This window comes from Bacillus sp. 9.4, assembly GCF_055486415.1.
Genome location: NZ_JBVFMU010000002.1, coordinates 488968 through 503227 on the forward strand (window position 1 = coordinate 488968; position 14260 = coordinate 503227).

Annotated in this window: 18 protein-coding genes; 5 read left to right on the forward strand and 13 right to left on the reverse strand. The window is 42.3% G+C overall.

Annotated elements, in window-relative coordinates; translation table 11 throughout:
- Positions 1-132 precede the first annotated feature (132 nt).
- Positions 133-936: a small-conductance mechanosensitive channel protein MscT gene (mscT, locus tag ACZ07B_RS09005; RefSeq protein WP_464877108.1), complete on the forward strand. Its 804-nt coding sequence runs from the start codon at positions 133-135 to the stop codon at positions 934-936.
- 36 nt (positions 937-972) lie between these two features.
- Here mscT and ACZ07B_RS09010 read toward each other — a convergent pair whose 3' ends face one another.
- The 13 genes from ACZ07B_RS09010 to fadH form a co-directional block, all read right to left on the reverse strand.
- Positions 973-1218, reverse strand: a complete 246-nt coding sequence (locus tag ACZ07B_RS09010; protein WP_003232382.1) for a YkuS family protein — start codon at positions 1216-1218, stop codon at positions 973-975.
- Positions 1219-1279: 61 nt separating this feature from the next.
- On the reverse strand, positions 1280-2404 hold the full coding sequence (locus tag ACZ07B_RS09015) for an N-acetyldiaminopimelate deacetylase (protein WP_464877109.1): 1125 nt from the start codon (positions 2402-2404) through the stop codon (positions 1280-1282).
- 69 nt (positions 2405-2473) lie between these two features.
- Positions 2474-3184 carry a 2,3,4,5-tetrahydropyridine-2,6-dicarboxylate N-acetyltransferase gene (gene dapD, locus ACZ07B_RS09020; RefSeq protein WP_003218680.1) on the reverse strand — a complete coding sequence of 237 codons (711 nt, stop codon included), beginning with the start codon at positions 3182-3184 and terminating at the stop codon, positions 2474-2476.
- A gap of 104 nt (positions 3185-3288) precedes the next feature.
- On the reverse strand, positions 3289-3744 hold the full coding sequence (locus tag ACZ07B_RS09025; RefSeq protein WP_464877110.1) for a flavodoxin: 456 nt from the start codon (positions 3742-3744) through the stop codon (positions 3289-3291).
- A gap of 15 nt (positions 3745-3759) precedes the next feature.
- Entirely contained in the window at positions 3760-4653 is an 894-nt protein-coding gene (locus ACZ07B_RS09030; RefSeq protein ID WP_088325781.1) for a WD40/YVTN/BNR-like repeat-containing protein, read from the reverse strand.
- Positions 4643-5119 carry a flavodoxin gene (locus ACZ07B_RS09035; protein WP_014476664.1) on the reverse strand — a complete coding sequence of 159 codons (477 nt, stop codon included), beginning with the start codon at positions 5117-5119 and terminating at the stop codon, positions 4643-4645. Before ACZ07B_RS09035 ends, ACZ07B_RS09030 begins: the two co-directional genes overlap by 11 nt.
- Positions 5120-5230: 111 nt before the next feature.
- Positions 5231-6112, reverse strand: a complete 882-nt coding sequence (gene ccpC / locus ACZ07B_RS09040) for a transcriptional regulator CcpC (protein WP_003232387.1) — start codon at positions 6110-6112, stop codon at positions 5231-5233.
- Between the two features lie 147 nt (positions 6113-6259).
- On the reverse strand, positions 6260-6703 hold the full coding sequence (gene cbpB / locus ACZ07B_RS09045; RefSeq protein ID WP_003218674.1) for a cyclic-di-AMP-binding protein CbpB: 444 nt from the start codon (positions 6701-6703) through the stop codon (positions 6260-6262).
- Between the two features lie 137 nt (positions 6704-6840).
- Positions 6841-7038 carry an AbrB antirepressor AbbA gene (gene abbA, locus ACZ07B_RS09050; protein WP_010886502.1) on the reverse strand — a complete coding sequence of 66 codons (198 nt, stop codon included), beginning with the start codon at positions 7036-7038 and terminating at the stop codon, positions 6841-6843.
- 133 nt (positions 7039-7171) lie between these two features.
- On the reverse strand, positions 7172-7690 hold the full coding sequence (locus tag ACZ07B_RS09055) for a ribonuclease H-like YkuK family protein (RefSeq protein WP_128737812.1): 519 nt from the start codon (positions 7688-7690) through the stop codon (positions 7172-7174).
- Positions 7691-7799: 109 nt separating this feature from the next.
- A complete protein-coding gene (locus ACZ07B_RS09060) occupies positions 7800-8039 on the reverse strand; it encodes a YkuJ family protein (RefSeq protein ID WP_003218671.1) in 240 nt (79 codons plus the stop codon).
- 645 nt (positions 8040-8684) lie between these two features.
- Complete coding sequence (locus ACZ07B_RS09065; protein WP_124048358.1) at positions 8685-9908, reverse strand: EAL domain-containing protein; 1224 nt, start codon at positions 9906-9908, stop codon at positions 8685-8687.
- A gap of 63 nt (positions 9909-9971) precedes the next feature.
- Positions 9972-10736 carry a 2,4-dienoyl-CoA reductase gene (fadH, locus tag ACZ07B_RS09070; RefSeq protein ID WP_014476659.1) on the reverse strand — a complete coding sequence of 255 codons (765 nt, stop codon included), beginning with the start codon at positions 10734-10736 and terminating at the stop codon, positions 9972-9974.
- Between the two features lie 142 nt (positions 10737-10878).
- Here fadH and ACZ07B_RS09075 point away from each other — a divergent pair, with 142 nt between their 5' ends.
- The 4 genes from ACZ07B_RS09075 to ACZ07B_RS09090 all read left to right on the forward strand — a co-directional run bounded on the left by ACZ07B_RS09075 (position 10879) and on the right by ACZ07B_RS09090 (position 14248).
- Complete coding sequence (locus ACZ07B_RS09075; RefSeq protein WP_003232400.1) at positions 10879-11739, forward strand: metallophosphoesterase; 861 nt, start codon at positions 10879-10881, stop codon at positions 11737-11739.
- A gap of 56 nt (positions 11740-11795) precedes the next feature.
- Positions 11796-12290: a L,D-transpeptidase family protein gene (locus ACZ07B_RS09080; RefSeq protein WP_072174092.1), complete on the forward strand. Its 495-nt coding sequence runs from the start codon at positions 11796-11798 to the stop codon at positions 12288-12290.
- Between the two features lie 75 nt (positions 12291-12365).
- The gene (locus tag ACZ07B_RS09085; protein WP_464877111.1) at positions 12366-13658 is read left to right on the forward strand and encodes an MFS transporter; all 1293 of its coding nucleotides are present in this window, start codon (positions 12366-12368) and stop codon (positions 13656-13658) included.
- Positions 13659-13783: 125 nt separating this feature from the next.
- A complete protein-coding gene (locus ACZ07B_RS09090; protein ID WP_086343783.1) occupies positions 13784-14248 on the forward strand; it encodes a YkyB family protein in 465 nt (154 codons plus the stop codon).
- The last annotated feature ends 12 nt before the right edge of the window (positions 14249-14260 follow it).

Consider the following 14260-nt stretch of genomic DNA (forward strand, 5'->3'; position numbering starts at 1 on the left):
GATTTCCTGAGTCAATTTTTAACAAATCATGCATGTCTTTGGCTTCGACATTTTTGAATAAAACGTTTAACATGGTCATGTACAGGGTAACTAGCCTCAATGTGCAGCAATCAATTAGAAAAGGAGCTCAACATGGACTTTATTAAACAATATGATTGGGCGGGACTGATTACAAATGCCGGTGTTCTGCTCATTAAACTCGCCATTATGATATTGCTCTATTTTATCGTTCGATCATTAGGCATGAAAATCATTAAACATCTGTTTGCAAAATTCGAGGAGCAGAATAGCTTGTCTATCGGACGTGCACATACGCTCCGAAGCCTGACTCTTAACATATTTGCTTATACTTTGATTTTTATATTCTTCGTCATGGTTCTAGATTTGTTTCATTATGATCCAAGCGCTCTTTTAGCGGGGGCAGGAATCGTCGGCCTGGCTGTCGGATTTGGCGCCCAAGGGCTTGTCAGTGACATCGTGACAGGTTTTTTTATTTTGCTTGAGAAACAATTGGATGTCGGAGACTATATTACCGTTTCCACCTTTGACGGAATTGTCGAGCAGGTTGGCTTAAGAACAACTCAAATCCGCAGCTTTGACGGAACATTGCATTACATCCCCAACAGAAACATCACAAACGTGAGTAATCATTCTCGTGGTACCATGCAGGCTCTTGTTGATATTAAAGTGCCGGCTGAAAGAAACATTGATGAAATGATTCATATTTTACAGCAGGTTTGTGATGAGACGGCAGCGGCTCTTCCACAAATAAAAGAAGGCCCAAATGTCATCGGGATTCAAGAACTGGGGACTTCTGAAATTGTGATCAGGGTCATTGCCAAAACAGAAAATATGGAACAGTGGCGAGTCGAACGAGTGTTGAGAAAAGAAATAAAGAACACGTTCGACCGCGCTTTCCCTAAAGAAACAGAATAAATAAAAGAACCGAAGCTTTTTGCTTCGGTTTTTATATTACTGAATTCTGCTTTCAACTTCGCTGCAAATTTCTTCAGCCGTCATCCCGGAAGCTGTAATGACAGGTGCTTGTGTTACCGTATCGGCTATCCCTTGCACATTATTATCAAGACCTGTTACGACACAGCAGTCACAGCCTTGAGCATCAGCAGGGCTTTTCATCATTACAACGTCATATCCTTTTTCTTTTAAAGCAGCTTCTACATCTGATAATGATTGTTCAATTCCAATTTTTTTAGCCATTTTTGAACACCTCCGTTTACTAGAGTGCTCATTTTATGGAATTTTATTCTTTCATTTGTACTTAATTGGCATAAACAGAAAAATAACCTGTCATGACATTAACCGCTGTTTCTATCGCATTTTCATCGGGATTCAGCTTAGCATGATGAAGCCCATGTTCAGAATCAGCGCCGAGCCAGAACATGAAGCCGGGATATTTTTTCAGCATGTAGCCAAAATCCTCTCCAGTCATTGCTTCTTTTGCTTCAATTACTGTCGCCAGTTGATGTTCAGCAACAAAAGACATAAATTCTTCTGTTAATCCGCTCGTATTGTAAACTTGGTGATATACAGACGGATATGTCACTTTTCCTTTGCAGCGGAATCCGATTTCGATTCCTTTCACTACATCTTCAATCCGCTCCTTTACCTGTTTCATCGATTCTTCAGAAAGCGTGCGGATCGTGCCTTCCAGGTGGGCCGTTTCCGCAATGATATTTTGTGCCGAGCCTCCGGTAATGGTACCAACTGTAATAACAGCACTGTCTAGCGGATCTGTGTTTCTAGAGATAATCGTTTGCAGCTGGGTGACAAGTGTACTTGCTGCTACAACCATATCCTCAGCCAAATGCGGATATGCCGCATGTCCCCCTTTGCCTTCCAGATCGATGACTAGCTCTGATGTATTCGCAAATAGAAGGCCGCTTTTTGTCGCAATGGTGCCTACCGGAAGCTCTGGAGCAATATGAAGCGCAGTGATGAAATCAGGCTGCCACTTTTTTAATACATCGCTCTCAAGCATTGGTTCCGCACCGCCAGGCCCTTCCTCTGCCGGCTGAAACAGAAAAAGCAAATCATGTTTGACTGGGTGGTGAACAAAATGATCAATAATGCCGAGTGCAATCGTCATATGCAAATCGTGACCGCAGGCGTGCATGTTGCCGTGATGCTCTGATGCGAATGGAAGACCAGTTTGCTCTTCTATAGAAAGCGCATCGATATCCGCTCTGTACGCCAGCATTTTTTCCGGCGCCGTCCCGGTCACTTTTACAAAAAGCCCTGTTCGCCATTTCTCAATTTCAATTCTGTCTTGCGGATATTGTTCCAAGACATTTAATAAATACTGCTGGGTTTTGAACTCCTGAAATCCAAGCTCCGGTATACGATGCAGATCTCTGCGAATTGCGATGAGCTCCTCTTTCTTCATTTCTATTCCTCCTGCCTATACGAATAAGGCGTGGATATATTATCCACGCCTTTTTTATCAAACTTTTCCTTACAGCTGGCGTAATTCCTGCTTGATTTCAGTTTTGCCTTTTGTTTTTTCATCAATGTCTTTGATTTTTTTAGCTGGTGTGCCTGCAACGACAGTGTATGGCTCAACGTCGTTTACCACGATCGCTCCCGCAGCAACAACAGCTCCTTTACCTACTGTTACACCTTCAAGCACAACAGCATTTGCGCCGATTACGACGTCGTCTTCAATCACAACCGGTTTAGCGGATGGCGGCTCAATAACGCCCGCAAGTACAGAACCCGCGCCGATATGGCAGTTTTTTCCGACAGTAGCTCGTCCGCCAAGCACAACATTCATATCAATCATTGTGCCTTCGCCGATGACTGAACCGATATTAATAGAAGCACCCATCATGATGACTGCGTTATCACCGATTTCAACTTGGTCGCGGATGATCGCGCCCGGCTCGATACGCGCTTTGATGTTTTTAAGATCAAGCATTGGGATCGCAGAATTGCGGCGGTCATTTTCAACCACATAGTCTTCGATTTTGCTTTGGTTTTCTTCGATTGCTGTTTGGATTTCGCTCCACTCACCGAAAACGACACCAGTGTTTCCATTGATAAAAGCTTTCGCAGATTCGCCGAAATTGATTCCTTCCAGCTCACCTTTCACGTAAACCTTTACAGGTGTTGATTTTGTACTATTTTGAATAAATGAAATAATTTCATTTGCGTCCATCATTTTCATATGTATAGTCCTCCTCCTGATTTTCTACCTCATTACTGTATCAAAGGAAAGATACAAAGACAAGAAAAAAAGGAACAGCCGTTTTAGCAGTTCCCAGTGAGTGATCAGACAGCGCATCCGCTTTTCTTTGCGAATTGTCTCCCAAAGTTTATTAATTCTTCCTCTTCGTCACCTTCTGGATTATTTTCGATTTTTACCGAAGGCAGCACAATGTCGCCACCGCGTTCTTTTATTTTTGCTTCGAGCGTATCAACCGCTCCGCAGAAAAATTCATATGCTGTATCACCAGAACCGAATACAGCGCATGTTTTACCGGAAAAATCAATCTCCTCCATGTCTTCAACAAGATCTAAAAATTCATCAGGCAGATCTCCGTCTCCCCACGTATAGGTTCCCATTATGATATGGTCATAATCGGTAAACAGCTGGGCATCATCAATATCCATTGCTTCGAAACGGTCTACTTCTGCTTCCGCCTCCTGAAGCCCCTTTTCAATCAAATCTGCCATAGCTTCAGTGTTGCCTGACATTGTTGCATAAACGAGCAAAATCTTCGCCAATTCCTTGTTCCTCCTCTAATGAATCATTGCTGAAACTTCATACGGCTGGACAAATTTACATTCATACAAGCCTGCGCAAAAGAAATTCTCTTTCTGATTGGCCACTCTCCATCCATGTCCCTTAATGGTATCGAACCATTTTAACGACCGGGCTTCGAGATCAGCCTGGTAAATTCTCGAAAAACCGTTTTCATCTTGTGTTGTAGTGACATATATAATGCCATCATCCTCTGAAAGATCAAGAAATGACTCTTCTTTTCTGATCATGCTGGATTGAATGATAAATTCTTCACCATTCAAAAGATTCCGTACAGTGACAGCACCGTGCTTTCCTTTCACAGAACCCATCGCCGCCACCAGCCAATTTTCATTGAACACGAGCATGGATGCCGTCATCCGGTTTTTTTCTTTTTTGACAACTTGGACAGTGTCACGCTTAATGTCGTAAGCCCAAATGCCGCCAAAATATGCGTGTATTTGCGTGCCGATAAAAAGATTGCCCCCGTGAAGGCATAGCGACCGGATAACAGGGGGATTATGAAATTCGGCAAAAGGTTTGGCTACGCGCCATGAGACACCAAAATCATCCGATACATAAATACAATGCTTACCGTGGGCGCAGACAAACCCGTTGTTTCTGCCGGTAATCGCCCACACTGTTGCATTTGTCGGAAAGCTCGACATCGTCCAGGTTTTCCCTTCATCAGCCGAACGAATGACTGTTCCCTTTTCACCGACGCCAAATAAGTAAGGCCCTATGTAGCTGATACAGTGTATCTTACTTTTCAAACGAAAAAGCTTTCTCCAGCCCTGCTCCAAAGAATAATGAAAAATGCCTTCTCTTTGTACCGCCACAAAATATCCAGAAAACGCCGATGCCGTAACAGCAGTTGCTCCTTTATGAAACATGGCTTTTTTCCTTGTTCATATAATCTGCCCATGCAAGAAAACCTCTCGCAAACGCTCGGCAGCTTTCCACATCTTCATCTGTTTCAGGCGCTAATTCAATTTTTAGTGTTTCCTGGTAAACAGCAGCTCCCGCCTCTTGCAGCATGGCATTGAACAAATTCACCGCTTCGCAAAACTTTGGATAAGAATAATCGCCAGACCCGAAGCAGGCTGTTTTTAAACCATTAAGCTGAAGCTGTTTGACCTCTTCGAAAAAATCCTCCGCTTCGTAGGGCAAATCGCCGTCCCCCCACGTATAGGTGCCAATCAGTACGTAATCATAGGAGGTTAAACAAGACACATCCACATCATCTATCTCGACACAATCGATATCCAACTCATATTCCTGAAGCGTATCTTTTATTATGAAGGCAATGTCTTCTGTATTTCCTGACATGCTGGCATATGTAATCAAGGCTTTAGCCATGTTATCACCCCATTAATTGATAATGATTTTCAATATCATATGTATCACTTTAAATGATAATGATTTTCATTGTCAACAGATAAATAAAAAAAAGACAGCACCTCGCTGTCTTTAAAATGGATTTTCCTGATCCAGCATATCCTTTATCACTTGTACAAAAGCTTGAACTTGTTTCAGTTCAAAGGCAGGCTCATAGCCTAATAACCATGTATCCCGACCGATCGGATGCCCTTTCATGTCTAAAAGAGGCATTTTATTCACTTTATCTTCATTTTGAAGGGTAACAGACGGCAAAATGGCATACCCGATTCCGTGCAGCGCCATCTGTTTGCACGTTTCAATCTGATCAACCAATATCGTCTGTTTCGGCGACGTTTTAAATTTTTGATGCCACCAGTGCTGAATTTCCTGAAAATAAGTACTGTCACTTTTAAACTGGATAAACGGCCGTTCTGTATGGGCAATATCTTCGATGCAGGAAATTTCAGTATCCACTAAATACAGATGATCTGTCATTAAGTAATCTTTGCGCCCCTTCCACTCAGGGTTGCCTCTTATAATGCCGATATGAACCTGATCCTCATACAAGCTTTTCAGCATTTCGCTGCTCCACCCGGTTATGAGGGAGATCTTTGCATTCGGATACTTTTCCACATACGTCTTCAGGACTTTAGGGAGCCAATGCTGACCGATTATGGAGGCGACGGCAAGCTTCAATGTGCCGTGAATTTCACCTTCAAGCTCGTCAATATTTTCTCTTATTCTTTCCTGCTCTAATGTCACATCATTCGCAAACTGAATGATTTTCTCACCGGCGGGCGTTACCGTTAATCCTTTTTGGGATCTTAAAAAGATTTTTGTTCCCCACGCCTTTTCAATGGTTTGTAAGCGCTGAGATAAAGCCGGCTGAGATACAAAAAGTCGTTCTGCCGCCTTTCTCATATTTAATTCCTCAGCTAAAACTACGAGCATATGAAGCTCTTGAAGCTGCATGTCGTCCTCCTTTTTGTTATCAATAAGTTTTTCTTATCTCCCATTCTAATAAAATCTTAGTTTCTTATTCAAGCCCTATTCTCGTTTAAATTATGTATGCGCTTTCTTTTTTCGCTCTGGCTATATAATAAAAATAGGCCGTACAGCCTACTTATTCAACGAGCGTATATGCTTATTCAATTCCTTTAAAACGACTCTTCTCGTAAAAATCCCTTCAAATACCTGCTCGTCATTTTCAACACAGACAAATCCGTTATTAATGACCATGCCGAATCCCTTCATAATCGGATCATTGATATGAAGGCGCGGAATGTCGGTCAGCATGACTTCCTCAACAGTGATTTGGTCAAGCTTTTCAAACTCAATTCGCTCAAGTCCAAAAATACTGTTCATGATCATATTTGTCCCGATTAAGCCATGTAAACGATAGGAAGGATCCAGAACCGGGATGGCTGTGTATCCGGTTTTTGTCAATACTAATAATGCGTGCTCAAGGTTATTTCCAACTTGCACGTGCGCTACTTTGTCCGCCTCAATCATAAATTGTCCGACTGTTGCCTCAAGAAGTTGATCTGATTGTAAGCTTATCATGTTTTCGACCCCTTTTCATTTTCATCATCAATACATTCCCTATATTGCAATAATATAAACTTTATCAGTATTTGTCGAAAAGTTTCCTTTCAATAAAAAAGATACTCTTTGTGGAGTATCAATTATAGGGTGTCCCATTAATTTTCAAATCGAAATCGGTCGTATAGCGTTACAAGTTTTTTGTAGGTGGTTCCGTCAACGTTTTTGGTCCCTGTCTCTATATCGTTGATCTCACTGCTTAATAGCTCGATGGCATACTCATGGTTGATCAGGATATTCAGCAGAAGTTTTTGTTCTTCTTCTGTAAATCGTTCACCGATAAGACTCATTCGCAATCAGGCCCCCTGTTTTATACTGAATACCTCTGAAAGCAAGACAACTTACTTTCAGCTCTACCGCTAGAATAAGTAATCAGATAACAAACGTCAACCGCATAATTCGACATTTACCTTGGCTTTTTCAGCCAAATTATTTTGTGAAACGATTTGCATAGCTGAAGGCAGTGTATGAATCCGGCTTTATTTTGGCCTCAATCCCCATGGAGGTAATACGTCCAGTCATTTCTTGGATCAGATCTTTTGTAAGCCCTTTTTTCCCAATATCCAAGTGAACTTCAAAGTTAAGATCCGCCCCCTCACCGGTAAAGGGCAGGAGCAGATCGGTAATATCCATTAAGTGTCCATCAAGAATATGAGCGGCCGTTTCTTGGCTGTACGCCGTTTCTAACGAAATCTTCTCCCGAAGGCTATGTATGGGTCTGTCGACTGTATGATTTTTCAAGCAGCCCCAAGCTCCCTTGCCTGTACGATGCAAATGCAATGCGGTAATAAACTTTGTGTAATCGCGGTAAACCTGTGAATCGGTTCCGATCGATAACACATAAGAAGAACGGGGGTCCTTTTGAACAAAGGCTTTAAGCCGTTCCATCACATCTTGAAAGGTCATCTGTGCTTCTGAAAGATTATAAAACAGAAAAGAATCAGCCATCACGACACTCCTTTTCAAGGATTTACAACCATGAAACAAGTATGTTCCTTACCGTTTATTTCGATTACTTTTGCAAAGGCGGAAGCTTGTTCCCCCTATTTCAGGAATCTTACTGAAGAAGTTCAAAGATTTCGATGGAAACCATGTCGATATTATCAAACGGATATGTGTTAGGTTTTTCACCTTTTTGGAAAACCGTCAGTTCAAACGTTTGATTTTTTTCGAAATATTTAACACTGCATATTTTCTCACCATTCACTTCGAAATAACGCTGCATTGGCTCGTTAGCCGCTTCCGCTGTTTCTTGCAGACTTTGCAGCCGTGTGATGATACCCATTAATTGTGACATTCTAAAAAAAGACTCCTTTCAAAAAGCAACTTCAAATCAACAAGTATTTATTATAATACAAGTTCTATTGAGCATCATACCATAAAGTCGGACAGGATGGCATTTTCACTGCTGAATTTAAGCAAAGAAAAAAAGTGAAAAAAACTATTTTTCTTTAGTTTGAGGCTTTTTTTGAATGTCATGCACACAATTATAATTTTTTTCGAATCTTTGGCAGCATTAAGAATGCCTTTTTGCAACTTTGTCAAAACCTTCTTTTGATTTTTATGGTGAAGTCCCGCGTGGCCATAATCAATGGGAGTCATGCTGGATAGAGGTAAACAACGGAACTGAAATAAACATTTCGGAACGGATTTTCCTCCTCACCCGTGCAGCAGTGTCAGGGGTGTTCGGCACTGAATGTTTCTCCCCGTGTTAAACGTTTACCACTAATTAGGTTTATTGTTTCATTGGATTGTCCTATGCTTTGACAAATAAAAAACTTGGCGGGGGTAGCGCCAAGTTTTTTCGGATCTTGATCTGATAGAGGGGTTGGGGAACAGAGAGTAGCTTCTCTCTATAATTAAATGATAATGATTCTCAGTATCAATGTCAATCGTTTTTTGATATTTTTTTCATTTCATAAAAAAAACGGCCTTTCAGCCGTTAAATCAGTCCGTCCTGCTCATATAAATAAGAATAAGGCAAGTCTATAAATAAATACATTTGATCATCCATCGGATATGAAAACGTTCTGATCATTTCACCTGTTTCCAAATCACTGTACAGATCACTGAAAAAACCTTTTCTGAGATTTCTCATTCGCATAATGTTCTCCAGAAAATAAGGACGCCAGCTCCAGTTCTTTTCCGCATATTCCGGCTGATAAATCCATTCTCCATCCTGCTTAAACACATTTCCCGTCAGCTGATCGCCTTCTTCATCACACATGTAAATCCTGAAGCTGCAATCTGTCAGCTCTTCCGCCAGCTTTTTAATAAAGTCATCATCAGAAGACAGATTGTTTTTTCTCAAAGAGGTCACAGCCTGATGCACTCGTTTGTAAAACTGTTCAGAGTGCTCATAGACGGTCTCCAGTTTCTTTTTCTCATGTGTGATAAATTGGTGAAATTCAGTTTTAAGTCTTTGTTTCAATACATCTCTCTCTAGAAACGTTTCAGATGGAGACACCAAGTAATAGCCCTGAAAATAACGGCCTCCGTTTCTCCAGGCGTACTGAAGCTGGAAGTTCGCCTCAATGTCTTCATACAGCAGCGCCGCACCGATTTTTCTTGCTAATAAAGATATGCTGTACAGCACATGCTCATATGACGGTGACGGCTGTGACACTTTCAGCGCCTGCAAATCGATTTTTAACAGATCTGGTGAGAGCAGCGCGATTCTGTCCAAGTTGCTGCTTTCTTTTCCGATGTTGTCAACTGCGATTTTAATTCCGTATGTACGATAGTATGCAAGCATATGGTAGAGCTGCTCAATATCCCCTTCAAAATTGTGCTCTGTAATTTCAAGCACAAAACGGTGGAGTTCGATTCCCTTCGCTTCATATTCTTTCAGAAGCTCCAGAAAGCTTTCACCATGATCCAGCATCAGCAGATTGGCATCCTGATTCATAAAAATCAGCAGATCAGAATCCGCATCTAAAAAGCGGTCTAGAGCCTGGCGGATAATTCTGTTATCAACCTCTAGTTTATATTCTTCGGGTATCCCCGCATCTAAAAAGAAGGGCCCGAGACTTTGGATTTCTGAATCTGCCAAAATTCGTCCAAGCACCTCATATCCGACAACCTTCTGCTCCTCGGCACTAAAAATCGCCTGGTAATATGGAAGGACATCATCAATGTTCGTTAAAATATCAAGTGGATCCAACATGTTATCACCTGCTTCTCTATCTTTGTCTGATTATACCACATTGAATCCAAAGATTAATATTCTTTAAAACGGATAAGGATTCAGCCATTGCCCCCCGTCCATTGTGATACAATCCCCGTTTATATAGGATGCTTCATCAGAAAGCAAAAACGCTGCCAAAGCGGCGATTTCCTCCGGTGTGCCCAATCGGCCGAGCGGCACACTGTTCATCGTGCGGGCCATCGCTTTTTCCGATTCAAATAGCTTCTCCGCACCGCCTGTTCGTTCAATCGGTCCGGGGGCTATCGCGTTTGTACGAATTCCGTATTTGCTCCCCCATTCAACGGCCAGCGTTCTTGTCAATGACAATACCCCCGCTTTGGCTGCAGCGGAATGAACGACCCCCGCTCCCGCTCCCCAAGCGTACGTGGCTGCCATATTTAAAATGACACCCTGCTGCTTCTGGTCAATCCAATGCCTTGCCGCTGCTTGGCTGCAAAAAAATGTGCCGTTTAAAACAATCTCAATAACGGCTTTCCATCCATTGGGCGTCAGCTTTTCTGCCGGACAAATAAAGTTTCCGGCCGCGTTGTTAATCAGCGCGTCAAGCCGGCCAAAGGCTTTTATCGCTTCTTTTATCATGTCTGAAGCGGCGGAATCGGAACGGACATCCATTTGAAAACAAGCGACCTGCCCCTCAAAGGTCTCAATTTCTTTTTTTGTTTCCTCAAGTGCTTCATGGTTCCTCCCTGTCACCATAACGTGCCACCCTAATTCAGCCTGTTTTTTTGCCATCGCTTTTCCCATGCCGCTTGACCCGCCGGTAATGATAACCGCCTTTTTTTCCATGTTTCTCCCTCCAATTGTGAATGAGTATTCATTCAATAATATTCTATCATTATATCCCTGCCTCTGTCAGCACATGCTCATATGAGATTTTTATCAGATACAGATGATATAATAGAAAAACTCTATTAAAGGTTGGTTTGAAATGAAAAAGATGTCCAGAAGACAATTTCTAAAAGGAATGTTCGGCGCTCTTGCTGCCGGGGCTTTAACGGCCGGCGGGGGATATGGCTATGCCAGGTATCTCGAGCCGCATATGATCGAGACAACCGAACACACAATAAAAAGCTCTCTCATCCCGCACGGATTTGACGGTTTTAAAATCGTGCAGTTCAGCGATGCACACTTGAGTGATTACTTTACTCTCGAAGATTTAAAAACTGTCATTCTTACAATTAATGAATCTAAACCTGATCTCATTGTTTTTACAGGTGATATTATCGATAATCCTGATACGTACCAGCACCACCAGGCAGTCATTCCATTATTGAGAAAGCTTAATGCTCCCTTCGGCAAGCTTTGTATTTACGGCAATCATGATCACGGAGGCTATGGAACTGCCGTTTACAAAAGCCTGATGACGGCCGGAGGTTTCACGGTATATCGCAATGGCTATCAAACATTGTCACTCGCAGATGGCAGCAAAATCGAAATTGCTTCGCTTGATGACTTAATGCTGGGAAACCCAGATTATGAAGGCACCCTTTCAAGGCTGAGCGACAGACTTTTTTCCATTCTTCTCGTCCATGAACCTGATGCGGCCTTGAAAACAACAGATTATCCCGTGAACCTTCAGCTTTCCGGCCATACACACGGCGGCCAGATTCAGCTGCCTTTTTACGGACCGATTATTACGCCTCCATATGGAAAAGTCTACACAGAGGGAATGTATCAAACGGGCAGCACTCATATTTACGTAAACCGAGGCCTCGGGATGACCAGGCTGCCTTTGCGGTTTCTGGCCAAGCCTGAAATCACTGTCTTCACCTTAAAAAGCACAAATTAATGTAGCAGGATGGGCTCCTCATCAATACTTATAAGTAAAAAAGGAGGATGAGGAAACTGCTTACGTACCAGGTGAAGCAAGGTGATACACTGAACAGCATCGCGGCTGATTTCAGAATCAGCACGGCTGCATTACTCCAGGCTAATCCGTCACTGCAGGCAGGGCTCACAGCGGGACAGTCCATAGTCATCCCCGGACTGCCTGACCCTTATACAATTCCGTATCATATCGCAGTCTCAATCGGAGCGAAGACCCTTACGCTGTTCCTAAATAATCGGGTAATGAAAACCTATCCCATCGCCGTTGGTAAAATACTAACGCAAACGCCTACTGGCGAGTTTTACATTATTAACCGCCAGCGCAATCCCGGCGGCCCATTTGGCGCTTATTGGTTGAGCCTTTCAAAGCAGCACTACGGAATACATGGGACGAATAATCCCGCTTCGATTGGTAAGGCTGTTTCTAAAGGCTGCATTCGCATGCATAACAAAGACGTGATCGAACTTGCTTCAATTGTGCCAAACGGAACAAGAGTCACGATTAACCGGTAATGTTTTCTTATTTGTTTCAAAAACAGGCGGTTTATAATATGATAAAGTGGGACCTTTAGGGTAAGGAGCGTTTTTATGGATATATTTAAAAATCGTAATTTTGTTCGTCTATTTTTCGCAGCACTCGCTTCTCAAATGGGCACGACAGTAGGCAACATGGCCTTTGCTTTTTTTTTGCTGGACCGATTCAGCAGCCAGCCTTCATATACGACCTTGGCGGAGCTGATGTATTCTCTTCCGACCATATTTGTATTTCTGATCGTGGGAGTCGTCGCGGACCGGTTTGACAGAAAAAAGGTGGCAGAAAATTGTGATTGGATCAGAGCAGGCCTGACTGTCGTGCTTTTTTTCACTTTATTTACCGGCAATATTCCTCTTGTTTTTTGTATCTTATTTATCAGAAGCGCTGTAACAAAGTTTTTCTTTCCGGCAGAAAACAGTTTGGTACAAGCCATTCTGCCGAAGGAGCATTATGCGAAAGCGGCAGGGCTTAATCAGATGCTTTTTAGCATTTTTATGGTGTTTGGAGTCGGTATAGGCGCGTTTATGTACAACAGCATCGGTATTGAAGGCGCCATTATTCTTGATTTTGTCAGCTTTATCATTTCCGGGCTGCTGATCCGCAGCTGCCGGATTCCAAAAGAAGCCCGACAGCCAAACGGTGCATTCAGCTGGAGAAAGACTTCTGTTAAGGATTCAATAAATGACTTTAGAGAAGGCATCCTCTATATTTTAAAAAACAAATTGCTGGCATCTCTTATTTTTGGCTTCTTCATTTTTGGATTTGTCAATGGAGGATTCGCCGTATTGCCGATGTTTACAATGAAATATGGATTGGCGCCTGACCGTTATGAGTGGCATACGTCTGTATTTACGATCGCACTCGGGTTTGGGCTGCTGGCAGGCAGCGTAATCGGCACGATCATCTCTAAAAAAGTGAAGCCGCACTTTTTAATGTCGATACCGATTTTCATTGCAGGTTTGCTGATCTTCGTCCTCGGCTACACCAATATTTTATGGGTGTATTACGCGGCAGCTTTTGCACTGGGAATGTGCATCGGACCGATCAACATTGCAATCGGAGGGTGGATGCCCAAAATTGTTCATCCAAAACTGATGGGACGTGTAAGCGGCATGCAGGACCCTTTTATGATGTTTGCACAGTCTTTGACACTTGGCTTAGTCGCACTGTTATTCCCTAAGTTTGTTTCAAACATTGATTATCTTTATTACGGCATGGGTGTTATTATCCTGCTCGTTTTTATTTTTTATTTTATTGCACTGCCAAAATACAGTGCTCAGGCTGTGGAAGTAAATGTTCAGGAAGCATTTCAAGAACAGCCGAAAAAGAAGGCAAGATCTGTATAATGCAGGTTAAAAATGCGCTTTTTTTCTTAGAAAAAAGCGCATTTTTACATTCAATATTTGCATTTCAACTTTAAAAAAGTATAATCTAAACATATAGAAATTGATAAGAGCAAAGGAGAGAAATAATGGACGACCATGCATATGCGAAAGATCTGCAGCCAACCGTAGAAAATCTTTCAAAAGCAGTTTACACTGTGAACCGCCATGCAAAAACCGCCCCCAACCCTAAATACCTATATCTGCTGAAAAAACGGGCTTTGCAAAAGCTTGTCAAAGAAGGTAAAGGAAAGAAAATAGGGCTTCATTTTTCAAAAAATCCAAGGTTCAGCCAACAGCAATCGGACGTGCTTATCTCAATCGGAGACTACTATTTTCACATGCCTCCAACTAAAGAAGACTTCGAACATCTTCCGCATTTAGGTACACTTAATCAATCGTACCGAAATCCTAAAGCTCAAATGTCTTTAACAAAAGCGAAACACCTATTGCAAGAATATGTCGGCATGAAAGAAAAGCCGCTAGTGCCAAATCGCCAGCAGCCAGCTTACCATAAACCGGTCTTTAAAAAACTTGGCGAGAGTTACTTTTAAAATAAAAACAGC

Bases quoted from the DNA above. Each gene is read 5' to 3' on its own strand.
- ACZ07B_RS09085 (WP_464877111.1), top strand. From the start codon at position 12,366: ATGGATATATTTAAAAATCGTAATTTTGTTCGTCTATTTTTCGCAGCA.
- ACZ07B_RS09030 (WP_088325781.1), bottom strand. From the start codon at position 4,653: ATGTTTCATAAAGGAGCAACTGCTGTTACGGCATCGGCGTTTTCTGGA.
- cbpB (WP_003218674.1), bottom strand. From the start codon at position 6,703: ATGATAAGCTTACAATCAGATCAACTTCTTGAGGCAACAGTCGGACAA.
- fadH (WP_014476659.1), bottom strand. From the start codon at position 10,736: ATGGAAAAAAAGGCGGTTATCATTACCGGCGGGTCAAGCGGCATGGGA.
- ACZ07B_RS09055 (WP_128737812.1), bottom strand. From the start codon at position 7,690: ATGGCTGATTCTTTTCTGTTTTATAATCTTTCAGAAGCACAGATGACC.
- ACZ07B_RS09090 (WP_086343783.1), top strand. From the start codon at position 13,784: ATGGACGACCATGCATATGCGAAAGATCTGCAGCCAACCGTAGAAAAT.
- ACZ07B_RS09075 (WP_003232400.1), top strand. From the start codon at position 10,879: ATGAAAAAGATGTCCAGAAGACAATTTCTAAAAGGAATGTTCGGCGCT.
- mscT (WP_464877108.1), top strand. From the start codon at position 133: ATGGACTTTATTAAACAATATGATTGGGCGGGACTGATTACAAATGCC.
- ACZ07B_RS09065 (WP_124048358.1), bottom strand. From the start codon at position 9,908: ATGTTGGATCCACTTGATATTTTAACGAACATTGATGATGTCCTTCCA.
- ACZ07B_RS09010 (WP_003232382.1), bottom strand. From the start codon at position 1,218: ATGGCTAAAAAAATTGGAATTGAACAATCATTATCAGATGTAGAAGCT.
- ccpC (WP_003232387.1), bottom strand. From the start codon at position 6,112: ATGCAGCTTCAAGAGCTTCATATGCTCGTAGTTTTAGCTGAGGAATTA.
- ACZ07B_RS09035 (WP_014476664.1), bottom strand. From the start codon at position 5,119: ATGGCTAAAGCCTTGATTACATATGCCAGCATGTCAGGAAATACAGAA.
- ACZ07B_RS09015 (WP_464877109.1), bottom strand. From the start codon at position 2,404: ATGAAGAAAGAGGAGCTCATCGCAATTCGCAGAGATCTGCATCGTATA.
- dapD (WP_003218680.1), bottom strand. From the start codon at position 3,184: ATGAAAATGATGGACGCAAATGAAATTATTTCATTTATTCAAAATAGT.
- ACZ07B_RS09060 (WP_003218671.1), bottom strand. From the start codon at position 8,039: ATGTCACAATTAATGGGTATCATCACACGGCTGCAAAGTCTGCAAGAA.